General features: G+C 52.6%; 10 protein-coding genes. 3 read left to right on the top strand and 7 right to left on the bottom strand.

Annotated elements, in window-relative coordinates; all coding sequences use genetic code 11:
- Window positions 1-270: 270 nt before the first annotated feature.
- The 5 genes from IMY23_RS00835 to IMY23_RS00815 form a co-directional block, all read right to left on the bottom strand.
- Window positions 271-5250 (bottom strand): DNA repair ATPase, encoded by a 4980-nt coding sequence (locus tag IMY23_RS00835; protein ID WP_192820232.1) that lies wholly within the window; start codon window positions 5248-5250, stop codon window positions 271-273.
- Window positions 5251-5723: 473 nt separating this feature from the next.
- A complete protein-coding gene (locus IMY23_RS00830) occupies window positions 5724-6191 on the bottom strand; it encodes a hypothetical protein (RefSeq protein ID WP_192820231.1) in 468 nt (155 codons plus the stop codon).
- Between the two features lie 158 nt (window positions 6192-6349).
- Window positions 6350-7036, bottom strand: coding sequence for a hypothetical protein (locus IMY23_RS00825; protein ID WP_192820230.1), 687 nt, complete (start codon window positions 7034-7036; stop codon window positions 6350-6352).
- Window positions 7037-7242: 206 nt separating this feature from the next.
- Window positions 7243-9414 carry a flotillin family protein gene (locus IMY23_RS00820; protein ID WP_192820229.1) on the bottom strand — a complete coding sequence of 724 codons (2172 nt, stop codon included), beginning with the start codon at window positions 9412-9414 and terminating at the stop codon, window positions 7243-7245.
- Between the two features lie 9 nt (window positions 9415-9423).
- Window positions 9424-10050 carry an OB-fold-containig protein gene (locus IMY23_RS00815; RefSeq protein ID WP_192820228.1) on the bottom strand — a complete coding sequence of 209 codons (627 nt, stop codon included), beginning with the start codon at window positions 10048-10050 and terminating at the stop codon, window positions 9424-9426.
- Between the two features lie 335 nt (window positions 10051-10385).
- Here IMY23_RS00815 and IMY23_RS00810 point away from each other — a divergent pair, with 335 nt between their 5' ends.
- Window positions 10386-10868 carry a phospholipase D-like domain-containing protein gene (locus tag IMY23_RS00810; RefSeq protein WP_192820227.1) on the top strand — a complete coding sequence of 161 codons (483 nt, stop codon included), beginning with the start codon at window positions 10386-10388 and terminating at the stop codon, window positions 10866-10868.
- Between the two features lie 207 nt (window positions 10869-11075).
- Entirely contained in the window at window positions 11076-12011 is a 936-nt protein-coding gene (locus tag IMY23_RS00805) for an isoaspartyl peptidase/L-asparaginase family protein (RefSeq protein ID WP_192820226.1), read from the top strand.
- A 658-nt stretch (window positions 12012-12669) separates the two neighbouring features.
- Here IMY23_RS00805 and IMY23_RS00800 read toward each other — a convergent pair.
- Both IMY23_RS00800 and IMY23_RS00795 read right to left on the bottom strand, forming a co-directional pair.
- Entirely contained in the window at window positions 12670-12963 is a 294-nt protein-coding gene (locus tag IMY23_RS00800) for a hypothetical protein (RefSeq protein ID WP_192820225.1), read from the bottom strand.
- A gap of 124 nt (window positions 12964-13087) precedes the next feature.
- The gene (locus IMY23_RS00795) at window positions 13088-14125 is read right to left on the bottom strand and encodes a chemotaxis protein CheB (RefSeq protein ID WP_192820224.1); all 1038 of its coding nucleotides are present in this window, start codon (window positions 14123-14125) and stop codon (window positions 13088-13090) included.
- Window positions 14126-14422: 297 nt separating this feature from the next.
- On the opposite strand from IMY23_RS00795, the gene IMY23_RS00790 reads away from it, so the two are divergent.
- On the top strand, window positions 14423-17416 hold the full coding sequence (locus IMY23_RS00790; RefSeq protein WP_192820223.1) for a CheR family methyltransferase: 2994 nt from the start codon (window positions 14423-14425) through the stop codon (window positions 17414-17416).
- Window positions 17417-17598: the final 182 nt, after the last annotated feature.

Below are 17598 nucleotides of genomic sequence, written 5' to 3'. Positions count from 1 at the left end.
TTTCCACCTCTCAATTGCGCAACTTTGATATTCCGGCCATGTACGTAATGTTGGTAAGGATGTGCGTAGAGTTAGCGGCAGCGCTCTACGTACCTACCTAAAAGCCAATCTCCTGATTGGCAAAATTTTACAATGGATCTGTAGACTTGCCAATTGCTTTTGCTGAAGCCGAGCAATAATGAGTACACGCCAATCTGGAGATTGGCGGCCACAGAAATGCGTAGAGCGCTGTCGCTAACTCTACGCACAACATAGGCCACCGTGCCTTCGCTAGTTTTCTCCTATCACCAGCTTATTTTCCATCTTCCGTTGCTCCCCTAACACCTGCTTGATCCCAACCAAACCATCAGAGATGTTCTCCATCTGGGCCAGCACCTGCCCTACCTGGTTGCCGTCGCCGAAGCCTTTGAGTTTGTTGTTCCTGATGAAGGCCGTTTTGATGTCTTCCCAGCGCTGGATTTCTTCTGCGGTGGCTACGCCGATGAGTTGCTTGAATTTGAGCATGTTGGCCTCGGCACCGGTAGTGAGCGTCTGAGATTCTGACTGGTAATGCGACAAAATGAGCGTGTGCAACTCGGCCTCGTTCATAATCGGCATCACTTTCTCGGCCAGCTTGTTCATGTTGCGGTACGAGCCCTGCATTTTGAACGGCGGCTCGGTGCGGTACTCGTCGGCTTGCGCGGCAGACTTGATGTACTCCAGGTTTACCTTCAAAATGACGTCTCTGATGGTGAGGAGTTTTTTGAGCACGCCCACATATTCGCTGATTTCGGCGGCGGTGTGGTTGCCTTCCAGTTCAAGGCCTTCGTTGTTCCCGGTCTCGGCCAGTTTCACCAACGCGTACACGTCTTTCTGGCTTTTGGCGGCCAGCTTGGCCAGCACGGCGTTGGAAGTAAGCGAGTTCTCAATGTAGCTGAGTTTGAACACGTCCTCAGTGTCGCCTAGAATGTCGCCCAGGTTGTAAATGTCAGCGCGGTTGGCCAGCATGTCTGGGATCCGGAACTTGTCGCCGGTCTCGGTATAGGGGTTCCCGGCCATGACCACGCAGACTTTCTTGCCCCGGAAATCATAGGTGCGGCTGCGGCCTTTGTACACGCCCTCAATCTTGCGCTGGGCATCGCAGAGCGAAATGAATTTCTGCAGGAACTCCGGGTTGCAGTGCTGAATATCGTCCAGGTAAATCATCACGTTGTCGCCCATCTCAAAAGACAGGTTCAGTTTCTCCAGTTCTTCGCGGGCGGCGGCGTTGGGGGCCTCGGTGGGGTCCAGCGCCGTGACCTGGTGCCCAATGGCCGGACCGTTGATTTTCATAAAGATAATGCCCAAGCGGTTGGCGATGTACTCCATGAGCGTGGTCTTTCCGTAACCCGGCGGCGACAGCAAGAGCAACATACCCATTAAATCGGTGCGCTTGGTTTCGCCGGCGGTGCCCATCTGCTTGGCCAGGTTGGCACCTATGAGCGGCAAATACACCTGGTCAATCAACTGGTTCCGGACAAAAGAGGCCATCACCTTCGGTTTGAATTCCTGCAGGCGCAGTTCTTCCTCAAAGGCCACGGTGAGTTGGTGCTTGAGCGCATGGAAGGCTTTGTACTGCGGCACCACCCCGGATTCATACTGCGCCAACTTCTGCTGAAACTGATGGAACTGCAATTGGTACTGCTGCTCTTTCAGCAAGACATGGCTGCCTTGCAAACCCGTCAACGTTTCCAGCAGGTTAGCGGTGACCACTTGTGCCGGTTTCAAGTCTTGCAGCAATAACAGTGCAGCCGCCTCGGGCACATAGGCCGTTTCTGCCGTTGGGTTGGTTTGGGAAAGAAACGCCCGGAGCCAATGCTGCAGCAAGGCAAATTGTTCCAGCTTGTTGTGTTCCAGAGCCTGGGCCGAGGTCTCAAATTTTTCCCAGGCTTTTCTCTGGCTCAGAAAATCCCGGAAATCCTGTACCAAAGTCGCGGCCTGCGCGCTGGTAATGAATCCGTCACCGCGGGTGAGTTCAAAAAAGAGGTAATCACCAGCCGAGGTTGGATTGGCTTCCGGCAAGAAATTCGTCTGCTGCTGGAAACCCTGTAACTCCTGCTGCAATTCGGCTTTGAGGGCATCAAACTGGTGGGTTTCCGGGAACACCTGCAGAATGGCGCTCACGCCTTTGAGTTGGTGGTGGAACAGCTGTTTTTGCTCCTGTTTGAGAAACAGAGCCCAAAAACAGCGGGCCAACGCGCGGTCTGCGGCCGGGTACCGGAGCAAATCTGCCGTTTTGAACAGGCGCACCAGAGAGGTCAAAATCACAGCTGCGTCATAGTCATGCACGCCTTTGAGGTAGCCTTCGTTGAACCTTGACGCCATGAACTGTTGCACGTAGGAAATGACATCGGGCGGCGACAGTTTATAGAGTTGCTCCAGGTTCAACAGCTGCAATTTCCCTTCCTGGCCTTCCTCTATCTGGGCAGTGCTGTTGGCGTTTTGCGCGGCTTGCAGAATCTGGAACGCTAAATACTCAGCGCGGTACACTTGGTTATTTTCTGAGATGAGCGCTTGCTCCCACACGGGCCGGTAACTCAGAAACCGTTCATCGGTTATTTTCTCAAAGAAGCTGGTGCCGGTGAGGTGATAGTACATGGCATCATCACGGTGCACAATGCTAAGTTCCAGCGGCTGCGTGTTCACTGTGAAATGGTGCGTCCCGAATTTGAGCACGTTTTGCCCCTCCACAAACAGTTCGCTCTTGTCTTTGAGCTGGCGCACGGCGTCTTCGCGCAGCGTTTTCAGGCGACTTTGGATGGAATCTGCTTTCACGGTGTCACCCATAGCCAGGAGTTCGGCCACGGTAGCGCGCACTTTCTCCAGCATCAAATCTGAGGCGAAGTACCCGTTGATATCAGCCACGGTCTCCAGCTTGCTGATGCGGCTTTGCACGGCTTTGAGAATGCGGTCGGCGGCCTGTTGCAGGGTGGTGGCGCGTTTGTTGCGGGCCTCCTGCAGGGCCACTTTCTTGCTCTCAAAGGCGCTGTAAATCTCCTCGCGTTTGTCGGCAATAATTTCCAGGAAGGCATCAAACTCAGAGAATTTCCCTTCCAGTTCCTCTAGCTGTACCATGAGCTTGGTGAGGAACTCATCGCATTTCTGGGGCGTGTCGCAGACATCCAGAAAGTTGATAACGCTCTGGCTGATGAGTTTGATCTGGGCGTTGAATTCGGCCTGGCCTTCGGCGCTCAGCAGGTCCTGCCGTTTGCGTTTAAGGGTGGCCTTGGTTTTATTGAACGACCCGTAAATGGTGGAAATGGCGTCAACGATGCGGGTGGTTTGGGTGGCGTCTTCAATCTTGAGGTTGCTGACAATCTCAATGAGCATCTCCAATTCAGTGCTCACGCCCGCAATCTCCTTCTCGGTGGCATCAGCATCCACCACTTTGGCGATCTGGTCTATGCCCTCCGTAATTTCCGCCACGCGCTGTTCATAGGGCACCAGGGCATCGGGCTTTAGCAGGAAATCTACCGTTTGGTTGGCTATTTCCTGCCAGAAGTTTTGCAACTGAGTTTCATAGTTCTCAATGCGGGGCACATCTGCGTAGCGCAGTTCTTTTAAAGAAATCACTTCGCCGCGGACCTTTCGCAAATCTGCCAGGGCCTTCACAAAATCATTGATGTGCCCGTTGCTTTGGAGTTTTAGTTGAGCTAACAACGCATCGGCGGAGCCGAGTACCTGGTCAACTTGCACCTGCGTGCTTTTTCTAATGCTGATGACTTTCTCAAACTCTTCTACCGCCGCGGTGGCCGTCTGCCTGATGGCGCCCAGCGGCTGCGCCAGTTCAAAGGTTTCTCCCTTGGTTAGCCAATGGTAGGAATCCAGGACATCTGTGGTGCTTTTGATGAGGTCCAGGTAAAGGTTGTCATAGGAATCTTCCTTGTTAACAAGGGTCAGAATCTCGGTGCATTCGGCCATGGCCCGCACAATTTCCTTGTTGCCAATCTTGTACAGGAAACTCTCTTTGGTGACCGGAATGGTGAAGTTGCTGCCGATGTACGGCGTTTGCCAGATTTGCAGCGCGTGGTGTTTCTTGGGTTCCTCGTCGGCCCGGAAATAACAGAGCTCACCGTTTTCATAGATGGCGTATCCGTGGCAGATGATGGGGCTCTCAATTTTCTGGGTGATGAGGTTGTAGCTCAGCAGCAGATACACGCCGCTCTGCTTGTTGTAAAAGACGTACAGGAAATCTTCGCCGTTGGGCGAGGTGATGCGCTTCTCAAACAGCATTTCCTGCAGGCCGTTGTCAAAACTCTTGAACTCGCCGGTCTGCAGGTAATAGCCGTACGCGTAGATAATACCCTGATCCTCCGGCAGAAACACGCAACAATCTTGTATGGCATCTATGCGGCGCGCTTCTTTGAGTTTGGCGTTGTAGACCACGTATCGGTAAGCGTTCTCGCGGTACGGCCTGATTTTGAGCAAGATAAGATTCCCGATGACAGCATAATACAGTTCTGAGTCATCCAGGGTCTGGTCTTTGTCTTCTACCGGTTCTGAATAAATTCCCTGGCCAGTCTCGGTGTTATCTTCTACTTTAATAGTGAGGTCGCCGCCAATGGTTTCCACAAACACCTTGTCTTCAATAGAAATGTGTGGGTGCTTGCCTTTGCGGTGCGCCTCGCGGGTAACCCGGGTCCAGGCGAAATCATGCTGGTTCGGAAACGTGTACTCGTGGTCAGAGCGGTTGTCCAGGTACGTGAGCGTGCCGGCCTGCAGGGCCCACTTGAACGTTTTGATGTCATTGACGCCCTTGCCAATCCGGAACACCATGAACAGGTGCACGCCCTGCACGGCAAACTTCACAAACTGGGTGTTCTTGTAGTATTTGTAGAGTTTCTGGAATTCGTCTGAAAAGGTGGCGTTCTGGATGAGGTCCAGCGGCTGGTGGTGGAACTGGTGGCCTTCATAGCGGTACACGCTGAACACATCGCTGAGCTCCACCTCGGTTTTCAGGCCCAGGTGCACGTTGTACCCGAAGAGCAGCAGATCGCCCACGGGCACCATGTCATAGGGCACGCAGTTGTGCTCGGTGGTCACGCGCTCGGTGGCCAGCAGCTTGGTCTCAATCGCCCCGAAAACTTCTTTGCGTTCCTGGTTTAGTTGGTCCAGCAGCCCACGCAGCTCATTTCCGCTTTTAGATAGGCGGTTGCGCAGGATTTCATAGGTGCCGCCTTCCAGTTGAACAGAAGAAGTAGACGCGTCAGGAGTGGTGGTGGATGCAGACATGGTGGTTGAATTGGACCTCACCCCCAACCCCTCTCCCACAGAGAGGGGGCTTTTTTTTATTGCTGCGGGTGAAGCGGTACTGTTGTAAAATTTCCGTTTTCGGGCTCGTTTTCAGAAATGAGCCCGAAAACAGGTTTTTTGTTTGATTTAAATTTGGCCTAGATGAAACAGCCAGATCAGGGGGAGTTTAGGTTTGGTGCTTTTTCTTTTCCTCTAAATACTTCAGTGATTTTTTAACTACGCCTACAATTTCACTGTCTAAATATTTTAACCATGCCGGATTAGTCTCGTTTCGATTCAGCATCCAGTATGCTATTAGGAATCCGTAAATCTTATAATGTAAATAGCCACTAGTACCCCCAACTTTCCAACCAGTGTGGCTATTTCCTGACCACGTTTCCATTTTGGATATTGAATTATTGGCTAAGAAGATGATAAACCCGAAAAGGCTGGCAGCTAAATCGGTAAGGGGTTCATCGTTTTGCTCCAGCTTTTCTTCTCCCTAACAGCTTAATGTGGGCAAGTTCATGGGCCACAGTCGCAGTTAATTTTACTGGGTTCTTCAACAATGACTTTTCAAGGCCTATCTGGTATAAGCCGTCAACCACTTTGGAGTATTCTCCATTTACCAGCTCCGTTCCCTCTTCATAGTTGGCATAGACACCTTCATCTGTGAAATCTAGGGGTTGGAATTCCTCAAAAAAATAGACTTCTATGGTACTGGCATCAATACCCATTTTCTCGGCAACAAGGCCAATGGCATTCAGGCCATCCTCTTCCGTTCCCTTAAATTCAAAATCAAAGAATTGCGCAGTGGGTAAAAAGATTTCTGTTTCAGTTAGCTTCTTCCCGAATGCCTGCTCAAACCAGTGGTAGGAAGAAATTATCCAGTCCTCGTCTTCTTCGGTGATGGGGGATTTCGCTTTTCTATTCCAAAACATACAATTCTAGTTACGGGCATAAATGAGAATACCGTTCACTTGGTTCGCATTCCTGATACTCCCCCTTTGAAGGGGGAGTCTCGGGAATGCGAAGGCTTGGAGTAACAGGATTACTTTCGACAAGGTCAGGTAAGGAAAGTGCTCGAGAACTCTACTCCCTACACCGCTGATTTTTTCTGTAGCTCAGCCAACTGTTGCTTAAGTTCCTCTACTTTGTTGGCTTCAGATTGCATCTCGCGCTTGAGTTTTACTTCGCGCTCGCGGGCGGCCTGCTTGTGTTCTTTGAGTTCCTGGTCAATGGTGTCGTAGGCCTGAATTTTCTCCTGGGTCACGGCGTTGCTGCCCTTGTACATGAACGCGAACACGGCCGCCAGCACGCCCAGCCCCAGAATAATGGCCAAACTCAAATACACGTACACCTGCTTGTTCATGTCCAGGCCCAGCACGCTGAGGCTGTCAATGTTGTGCTGGGTCTGCTGAATCTGCTGTTCTTTGCGGGCGTTGTCTTGTTGCAGGGCTTGCACCTGGGCTTTCTGGTCTTCCAGTTCCTGCTGGGTTTTGGCCAGAGCAACTGCGGTTTCTTTGCCTGCGTTCCTGATGCTCTGCTCCCGCGCCCTGAGGGTGTCTTGCACGTTCCGGAAAAAAGCGTCTAAGCTGGCTTGCTTGACCACTTTGTGCTCCTGGTTGTATTTCATTTCAGTGGAGGACCTGAATTTGAGCGAACTGAACTGCTGTTGCAAGGTGTAAGAAGCCCGGTCTTTGGCAGTGGGTGCCGGCTGGGTTTGTGCCAGAACCGGTGCCGCAGCCGCCGCACATAAAAGCAGAGAAAGAGTGAAAGCTTTCATACGAGATGAATTGGGGTCGATTTAAAAAAATGTAAAAGGGTTTTTGTTGGTGTTGTTCTTGCCAGTGAGCGGTAAATCTCTTTCCTGTTTTGGTCCGAAATTAAAGGTTGGGCCTTTTCCGTTTTCGGGCTCATTTCTGAAAATGAGACCGAAAACAGGAAACCCAATAGCCCCTCTCCAATTGGGGAGGGGTTGGGGTGGGGCCCTTAGTTCAAGGTATAGACCGGTTTGTCGCCCAAGCCCAGGGCCGTGGCGGTGGAAGTCAATTCTTTCAGGGTGTTGGCGGTGGCGTCATCCAGGGTTTTCTGCTGCATCATTTTCAGAAGCAGGGCAGAGACGCTCAGGTTGCGCACGTCCTCAGAATCCATCCCGAACTGGGTGATGAACCGCTGCAGATTGGCCTTGAAATCAATGTGCCCGTTGCTGTCTTTCTGGAAGAAGGCCTCTTTCACGGTGCCCAGCACTTCGCTGTTGCTCACCAGCCTATCAACCTGCTTGCCTTTGGTGATGGAGCCCACAATCTGCTCGAAGAACATGCTTTCACCGCCCACAATGTCAATCTTGGCGGCTTTGAGGGCCTCAGACAATACCGTGGCCTGCGCGGCGGCAATCTCCCGCTGAATGTCAATCTGCGCCAGTTCAATGGACTTGTCTTTCTCCAGACGCAGCTTGAATTCTTCGTGCTCTTTGCCCACGCCGTCCAGTTTTTTCATGGCGTCTGCTTTCTCTTCAATGCCTTTGGCCTCCACGGTGAATTTCTCGCCGCTTACTTTGGCTTCGGCTAAGCCGCGTTTCTCTTCGGCGGCAGCCATGTTGGCCACAATAGAAGCATCAGCTAAGCCTTTCTCCTGGGTTACTTTGGCGGCAACCATCCCTAATTTCTCGTCGGCTTCGGCCTGGGCCTCTGCCTGTACGCGGGTGGCTTTGGCGGTGGCCACGGCCTGGCGCTCGGTCACGTTGGCTTCGGCTTCGCCTTCTTTCTGGCGGGCGGCGGCTTTGGCTTCCATAACCTGAGCTTCAGATAAACCTTTGGCGGCGGCTTGGGTGGCTTCGGCTTCGGCCATCATTTTAATGGCGGCGGCGCGGTTCACGCTGGAGGTTTTCTCGGCTTCGGCGTCAATCAACAATTGCTCGGCACGGAACTCAGATGCCTTGCGCGCAGCTTCGGCCCCTTTTATTTCTTTCACCAAGGCTTCCTCGGCTTGCATAGTGGCGGTGGTGATGGCCACAGATTTCAGACGCTCGGCCTCGGCGAAGGCTTTGGTATCTTTGATTTTCTCTTCTTCCTCCACCACGGCTTTCTCTACCGTAATGCGCTCGCGTATAATACCTTGAATATTCTTGCGCTCTTCTTCAATGGCTTTCTCTTTCTCAATCTGGGCCAGGGCTACAATACGCTGCATCTCGTTTTCCTCCAGCATTTTGGCTTGCTCCACGCGCACGGTTTCCACGGCATCGGTGCGTTGCTTGCTGCGCTCGGCTACTAAGATTTGGCGGTCACGGTTCTGTTCAGAGATTTGTACTTCTTCATCTGTGGCAATGCGGGCGCGCTCAGAAATCATGCGCTGCTCCTGGGTTACTTTCTCAATCTCAGCCGACTCTCTGGCTTTGATGCTGGCAATTTCACGGCGTTGTTTTTCCTGGTTTTCAGCGAGTTGCTTCTCTAGTTCCAAAATTGTTTCCTGGGCCTCTACGTTCTGCTTCTTGATGGTTTTCTCGCGCTCGCGCTCAATCAAATTCGACTGTACTTTTTGGCGGGCGGTGAGGTCGATGATCTTTTTGATACCCTCGGCATCCAGGATGTTGTTCTCATTAAGGCTGCTGAGCGGTGTTTGTTCCAGGTAATCAATGGCGCAGTCGTCCAGCACGTAGCCGTTCAGGTCGGTGCCAATGGTTTGGAGAATCTGACGCTTGAAGTCTTCTCGGCTTTGGTAGAGTTCCACGAAGTCAAAGTGCTTGCCCACGGTTTTCAAGGCTTCCGAGAACTTGGCGTCAAAGAGGCTTTCCAAAGCGCCTGGGTCTGAGGCGCGCTTACAGCCAATGCTCTGAGCCACCTGCACCACGTCTTCCTGGGTTTTGTTCACGCGCAGAAAGAAATTCACTTTAATGTCGGCGCGCAGGTTGTCTTTGCAGATCAAGCCTTCAGCCCCGGTGCGGGCAATCACAATGGTTTTGAGGGTGATATCCATGACTTCCAGCTTGTGGATGATGGGCACCACAAAAATGCCGGAGAAAGAGACTTTGGTGTCGCCCATGCCGGTGCGCACCATGGCCTCGCCTTGAATGGCCTTCTTGTACATCTTTATGATGACGATGAAGAGCCCAAACACCACCACTGCTAAGATGAGGGTAGACGCAAGCGTAAGAGATTGAAACATAAAAAAGGGTTAAAGGGAGTGATAGGGTTCTATTAAATACAAGTTGGTTTCTGGTAAATAGTCAATGACCACGGCGGTCTGGCCTTTCTGCACCACGGCGTCTTGCGAGGTGCGCACGTTCAGCAGCACCGGCGAACCTTTGGTTTTCACTGATGCCTGCCCAATCTGGGTGTTGTTGGCGGGCAGCAGAATAGTGCAGGTCTGACCAATGAGTTGCTGGGTAGATTCGCCCTCTTTCTCCATGGCGGCAAACAGTTTCACGAAGGGCCAGGTCAAAAATTTGGACACGAATAAACTCACCAGCGCCAGCGGAATGATCAGCAGATAACCCAGCAGGTTGGAGGCCGAGCCCAAGGTGTGGTTCAACCCCACACTCAAGACCCAATATGGCAGCGCGAAAAACGTGAGAAAGAACATGAGCGGCACTTTGCCCAGGTTCAGGAAGGCCAGCGCGGCGTTGAGCCAAGCCACATCGGCGGCGGCGTCTATGTCTACCTCAGCTTCCAGGTTCAGGTCAAAGGACTGCAGGTCCAGCACGCCCAACAGCACCGAGCCCCAGTAGAGCAGCACAAAAATGAGCAGGCCCGAAGCCAAAAGGTTGGCCCCGGCAAATGAGGCTTGTAAAAGTTCTTCCATACGCTGCGCTATTTCCATCTCAATATACAAAAGACTGTGCAATTTTCTGGCAGAAAATCTTGCCTCGGCTTAAATTTCGTCTGGCAACGGTTGGTTTGAGCGAGTGTAGTGATGGAAGAAAACAAGCGAAAAGTGGTGCCAGCGGAACGCCTTGTCCACTGTAAAAACCTGAATTTCAATGGATTTTACTGAACCGATTCCCGTTTTGGGGCTCAATTCTGGAAATGAGCCCCAAAACGGAAAGTGAGCCAACCCAGCCGTTAAACAAGGACGCGCGGTTTCTTAATTTGGCAGATTCTTTGGTTCTTTACCGCCTGTATCCTTTTCAAATCTCTATGGGCTTTCTCTCTTCCTTCGGCGGGCAGCCGGCGAAAATCAAAAACGGCGTGTATTTCAGCCCCGGCGATGAATGCCTGCAGGCCATACTGCAGTTCATTCGGTCGGCGCAGAACTCGTTGCAGGTCTGCGTGTTCACCATCTCAGATGACCGTATCACGCAGGCGCTGATTGACGCTTTTCGCCAGGGCCTGGAGATCAAGCTACTCACCGACAATGAGAAACTGTTTGACAAAGGCGCAGACATACGCGAGCTGGCCAAAGAAGGCCTGGAGATACGCGTAGACAACACGCCCAACCACATGCACCACAAGTTTGCGGTGGCAGACCACAGCCACGTGCTCACCGGCTCCTACAACTGGACCCGAAGCGCCGCGCTCTACAACCATGAAAACGTGCTGGTCACCAATGACAAGTTCATAGCCGCCGCCTACAGCCGCCACTTTGAAGAACTGTGGGCCGAAATGGTGCCCTTCCGGTAGGTTTTAATCTATCTGGGTTTTCCTTTTCGGTTTTGGTTTGAAGACTCAGGCTGAAGGAAGTACAGCGAGGTTTGAGTCTACGGAAGCTGCCGCGGGCAAGAATCCGTAGAAACTCCGGCCTTGTTCCGTATTTATTGCAGGAACTGTGGGGTTTCTGACGCGTACAACCAACGCTTCACCTTCCAAAGAAAACCACACCACTGCACCATGAAGAAACAATGGGGAATTGCCATCCACGGCGGGGCCGAAAACAAAAGCCGTAACGAACTGAGTGACTCCAAACAAGCCGCTTATGAGCAAGGCCTGGAAAACGCCTTGATGGCGGGCTGGCACATTCTCAACGACGGCGGCAGCGCCGTAGACGCCGTAGAGGCGGCCGTACGCAGCATGGAAAACAACCCGCTCTTCAACGCCGGGCGCGGCGGCAGCCTTTCCAAAGACGGCAGTAATGAGTTTGACGCCTGCATCATGGACGGCAAAACCATGAAAGCCGGGGCCACCGCCGGAGTCATGCGCGTCAAACACCCCATCACGCTGGCCAAAACCATCTTGCAAAAATCTGAGCACGTGCTGCTCACCGGCGACGGCGCCGAACTTTTTGCCCGGGAGAATGGGCTGGAGATGAAACCAGACGAGTATTTCAAGACCGAGCAGAAGGAAAAAGAACTTCAGGAAGCCCAGAAAGAGGAAAGCACCTACGGCAAAGACACCGTGGGCGCCGTGGCCCTTGACCAGAAAGGCAACCTGGCTGCCGCCACTTCCACCGGCGGGCTGGTAAACCAGTACAAAGGCCGCGTAGGCGACACGCCCATCATTGGCTCCGGCACCTACGCCAACAATGAGGTCTGCGCCGTGTCCTGCACCGGTGACGGCGAAGGCATCATGCGCGCCAATACTGCCCATGAAGTGTACGCCCTTATGAAATACAAAGGGTTGGATTTGAAAGAAGCCAGCCAGGAAGCCCTCACCCTCTACAAAGACCGCATTGAAGGCGACCGCAACTTTATTGCCATGGACAAGAACGGCAACGTGGAGTTCACCTTTGAGACCAGCCTTATGTTCAGGGCCTGCAAAACCCAGGATGAGCCCACTTACCTGGGTATCTGGCCAGAAGACACGGCAGACTGGGAGAAAGAAGACTAAGCTATTTGTAAAAACAGCCAGAAGAATAGTCTCCATGAAAGCATAGCTTCTTTCATAGGGGCCAATCCGTTTTAGGGCCCGTTTCTGAAATTGAGCCCGAAAACGGAAATGCGCCCTCCCTAAAAAAAAGTGAAATCAGAATGACAATATACTCTATCCGATCAAACAGCCTCTCCTAACTGCGGATTCTCCCCTTGGGGATTGCTCAAACGAGAGTTTGAGGCAGCGATCGTAGCTCAGTAGAGGGGTGTTTACACTTGCTGATTCACGCGTTGTTGATCATGTAGGGACAGGTCGCGACCTGTCCTCACGCATTGCTGATCACGCATTTCCTGGTGGATGACTACTTCATTGTTCATGGCGAGCAAGTTGCTTCGGCCACCGTTCCGGACAGGTCGCGACCTGTCCCTACAATTGCAATGTATGCACTCTCCTGTTTAAACACCCCTCTGCTGAGCTACGCTCAAGGGGAGAATCTGCGCTTAGTTAGCGTACTTCTTTCTGTTAATAGGCTAGCTATCAACCAACTATTGTTAATGTAATTTCAGAGGTTACGGTAACCTACCAAAGTGACCGTTAAAAAAAGGCACAAAAAAACCGGGCGTTTCAGGAGAATGGTATTTTCCTGAAATGCCCGGTTTCTAGGGTATGAATCTGGTTAGGCTCGCTTTCTGTTGCCAGAAGCCAGCGTGTACAGGTACAAAGACAGGCTGGGTTTGAAAATTTCAGCTATACCCATTTTGGTGATATAATAATAAACCGCCCCGTGCACGCCTCTGCCGCTGGTGAGGTAGCCGTGGTTTTCCAGAATTCGGCAGCAGGCCATTACGTCCTCCAAAGGAATTCCGGCAGTCTGGCTCACCACTTCCGGTGACACCGGCAAATGAACTGGTGAGGCATCGCCCTTTACCAATCCGTAGATTTCTTTAAGTATTTTATCTTCCACTCTCATACCTATCCGCTAGTACTTTAAGCTACATAATTACGGCAAGTACTAGAGACTGGTTGTATTTATACGGTATAGATTTTCCTGTTTTCGGGCTCATTCCCAGAAACGGAGCCAAAAACAGGAAGCCTTAACTGGCTTCTCTGTTTTCTTCCCTTTTGTTTTTGGCGTTAGCGTTGGCCAGGAGCACGTGCCTGATGCGCGCAATGTGTTCTTTGAGTTCATCGGCGCGCTCCTGCTGAGACTCTGACCAATGGTTGTGGCCCTTGCGGCGGTCCTGTTCGGCCATGGTGGCTAGCATGGTGCGGCGTTCCTCCAGCATGCGCAAGGCAATCCAGAGGGTTTCTTCAATAGACTGCACGTTGGCGTCCAGGAAAGCATCTTGCGTGAAGGAGTGGCCCACGTGGCACCGGAAATGGTGGGTGTGGCCTTGGTTTAGTTCCCACATGGCCCCGCCGCAGCTGGGGCAGGAATACGGCGCGCGCGGGCCCATCATCTCGGTGTCTTCAATTTCGCCGGTGTCCAGCATCAAGCGCTCGGCAATGGAGGCTTCATAAGTCACGTCTTCCGGAATTTCGGCGGTGGCCGAAGCGGGAACAAACACCAGTTCCTGCAGCAGTTTCCCCATCTCGTTCACGGGTATGGCGTAATCCACTTCCATCATGTCCAGCACGCTCTGGGGCATGTCGGGGTACTCGGCCTCACGGGGGTGTTGCACAATGGTGATGCCGCCGCTGCGCTTAATCATCTCCATGCCCACGGTGCCGTCTTGCAGCATGCCGGTGAGCACAATGCCAATCACACGGGCCCCGTACGCCGCCGCCGCCGACCGGAACAGCGGGTCAACCGCCGGCCGGAACATGTTCTCCCGGGGGCCTTTGGTCACCAGCATGCGGCCTTTCTGTAGCAGCAGGTGGTAATCTTGAGGCACAAAATACACGTTTCCGTACTCAATGGTCTGCTCGTGTTGGGCCACCTGGCATTTCAGTTTGGCGGTTTTGTTTAGGCGTTCTACCAAAATGTGGGAGTTGGAATTGCGGGCCAGGTGCTGCACAATGAAAAGGGCGGCGGGCAAATCAGCGGGCAACTGGTCCAGCAGCTCACAGAGCACCGCCATGCCGCCAGCCGACGTGCCAATCACGATGATATCATGGTGGGGTAGTTTCATAGTTTGGGTAGAATTGTACAGATACTACGCACACCCTAGCAAAAAAGCTAAATTCTGCCGCGCTTTACTGGTAAGCCGCAATTCTCTCTGAATTTATACGCAGCTATGACCGTATTACTCCCATATCTTTTACCCTGAAAACAGCCAGCGCAGAGAACCTGCCGTAATTGTAGTATCTTGTACTTTGAAGAAAAAGGAAAGCTTGCCTGCCCCAGCGGGCGACTTCTTTCCTGTCCCGCTGATTTGCTGCCTTTCCCCCGTTGCACAGCCCGGCCCTTCTTATTATGAAACCATGACATGGAGAATCCAGAATCAACAGAGCACCCTACACCCGCCCCTTCTGACCGACTACCGGAACCGGTAAAACCAAACCGTAAAACCAATCAGGTAAAGCTGCCCGTGGTGCCTGCCCCGCCAGAATTCCAGATTGTGGGCCTGGGCGGTTCAGCGGGTTCGCTGGAGGGCTTTGAGCTGTTTTTCCAGTACCTGCCCAGCGGCACCGGCATGGCCTTTGTGGTGGTGCCGCACCTGGACCCCAGCCAGAAAGGCATGATGGCCGAAATCATCAGGCGCTACACCTCCTTGCCCGTAGTTGAGATTACCAATGACCTGGAAGTGCAGCCCGAGCAGGTGTACGTGGTGCCTTCCAACAAGGAGACCCGGCTGGAAAGAGGCAAATTCAAGCTGGAGGAGCCGCACCAGCCCAACGGCCAGCGCATGCCCATTGACTTCTTCTTCCAGAGCCTGGCAGAAAATCGTCGGGAGCAAGCCATTGCCGTGGTGCTCTCGGGCATGGGTGCCGACGGTACGCTGGGCGTGAAGATGATTATGGAGAATTTTGGGATGGTGATGGTGCAAGACCCCAACACCGCCCGCTTTGACGCCATGCCCCGCAACGCCATTAAGACTGAGTTTGTGGATTATGTGCTGCCCGTGGAGGAGATGCCCCAGAAACTGATGGACTACGCCAACATGCCGCCCATCAAAGGCAAGAACATGATTGAGGCGCACAAGTCTACGCAAATGCTGAACAAGATTTTTCAGCTGATTAAGAACAAGACCGGGCACGACTTCTCCCAATACAAACGCAACACCATTTTCCGGCGCATAGAACGGCGCATGAACAGCCACCAGATGGTGCAGTTCTCTGAATACGTGCAGTACCTGCAAGACCATTCTTTTGAGGTGGAGCACTTGTTCAAGGAACTCCTGATTGGCGTAACCAAATTCTTCAGAGACCCAGAGGCGTTCGCGCTGCTGCAGGAAACCTACCTGCCCACGCTGCTCAAAAACAAGCAAGACGGTGACTATGTGCGCGTGTGGGTGGCGGGTTGCTCAACCGGCGAAGAGGCCTATTCCATCGCCATCTTGCTGCAGGAATGCATGGAGGCCTTGAACCTGCACGTGAAAATACAGGTGTTCGCGACAGACATTGACCCGGAAGCCATAGACAAAGCCCGGGCCGCCTGCTACCTGGAGAACATTACCGCAGATGTTTCCCCGGAAAGGCTCAGGAGGTATTTTACCAAGCTAGACACCCACTACCACGTAAAGAAAGAGCTGCGCGAAATGGTGGTGTTTGCCGTGCATAACCTCAACCGCGACGCGCCTTTCACCAAGCTGGACTTGCTCACCTGCCGCAACCTGCTGATTTACCTTTCCGCAGACCTGCAGAAAAAGCTGTTTCCGGTGTTCCATTACTCGCTCAACCCTAGCGGTCTTTTGTTTTTGGGTTCGTCTGAGACTATTTCGGGGTACCCAGACATGTTCACCACCTTAGACTCCAAATGGAAAATCTCCCGCCGCAATGACAGCGCTATTCCGTTGGCGCGGCTGGTGGAGTTTCCGTTTACCTTTACCTCTTTTGAAACCGTGAAACCGCATCCAGAACCGCAGACATCCGTGAAACGTGAACCTAATCTAGGAGGCATGGTGCAGCGCGTACTGCTCACGCATTTTGCGCCGCCTACCGTTATCATCAACCCTAAAGGCGATATTTTTTACATACACGGGCGCACCGGCAAGTTTCTGGAGCCCGCCCAGGGCCAGGCCAACCTCAATATCTTTGACATGGCCCGCGAAGGCCTCACCTTTGAGCTGAACAACCTGGTGAGCCGCGCCGCCGTGCTCAACGAGGAAGTGACCGCCCAGAACATAAAGGTAAAAACCGAGAACGGCCTGGTGCATGCCAAAATAACCGTGACCCCGCTCCGGGAGCCAGACCAGTTAAAAGGCATGCTGATGGTGGCCTTAGATGACACCCCGCCGCCCAAAACCACCAAAAAAGGCAAAGACAAACCAGAGGAAAACTTCCTCAAAGACGCCCGGCTGGCCGAACTGGAGAAAGAACTGCTCTACACCAAACAGCGGCTGCAGAACACCATTGAAGAAATGAATTCATCGCTGGAAGAACTTAAATCTACCAATGAGGAACTGCAGAGCGCTAATGAGGAATTGCAGAGCACCAATGAGGAGTCTATGACCAACAAAGAGGAAATGCAGAGCCTTAATGAAGAGTTGATGACCATTAACCTGCAATTCCAGACCAAGACCGAGGAGCTCACCAATTCCAACAATGACATGAAGAACCTGTTGGACAGCACCGAGATTGCCACCATCTTCCTGGACAACAACCTGAACATCAGAAATTTCACGCCGCAGGTCACCCAGATTTTCAATCTGATTCGGGCAGACGTTGGGCGCTCCATCACGCACATTGCCTCTAACCTCAAATACCAGCACATTGCCGAAGATGTGCGCGAAGTGCTGGACCGCCTGCGCAGCAAAGAAGTGCACCTGCAAACCGTAGATGAACAGCAATGGTACTCCATGCGCGTGCTGCCCTACCGCACCGCAGATAATTTTATTGACGGGGCCGTGGTCACGTTCACCAACATCACCACGTTCAAAAACCTGGAAGCCAGCGTGGCCGCCACCAGCCTGTACGCCGCCAACATCATAGACATTATTCAGCAGCCGCTGGTGGTGTTAGACGGGCAGTTGCGGGTGGAGTGCGCCAGCAACGCCTTCGCGGAAACGTTCCAGTTGATACCGGAGCAACTTAAAGGCCAATGGCTCTACCACCTGGGCAACGGGCAATGGGACATACCAGCCTTGCGCCAACTGATGAACAAGGTCTTGCATGAAAACCAGGAGATTCAAAATGAAGTAGTAGAACATGAGTTTCCGGTGCTGGGCTACCGCAGAATGGTCTTGAATACCCGCCGCGTGGAGCAAACCGAAAGCAAACCCTTCAAGATTTTATTGGCCCTGGAAGTATTTGAAAAGTAAGGCCTTTTTAGGCGCATATTTTGCCAGGCAGCGGTGCCGCGTTTTCCTGAAAAGCTGATTCTGGCTAACTGCTTCTTACATGAATTTCCGTTTTTGGCTCCGTTTCCAGAAATGAGCCCGAAAACGGAAACGAGCAGAGGGGAAATTTAGCGTAACAGCGTCTTGGTCAACAGGTTCATAAA

It is taken from the genome of Rufibacter sp. LB8, from assembly GCF_014876185.1.
Classification (GTDB): Bacteria; Bacteroidota; Bacteroidia; order Cytophagales; family Hymenobacteraceae; genus Nibribacter.
The sequence above is the reverse complement of the archived record's forward strand: the minus strand, read 5'-3'. Positions and strand labels throughout refer to the sequence as shown.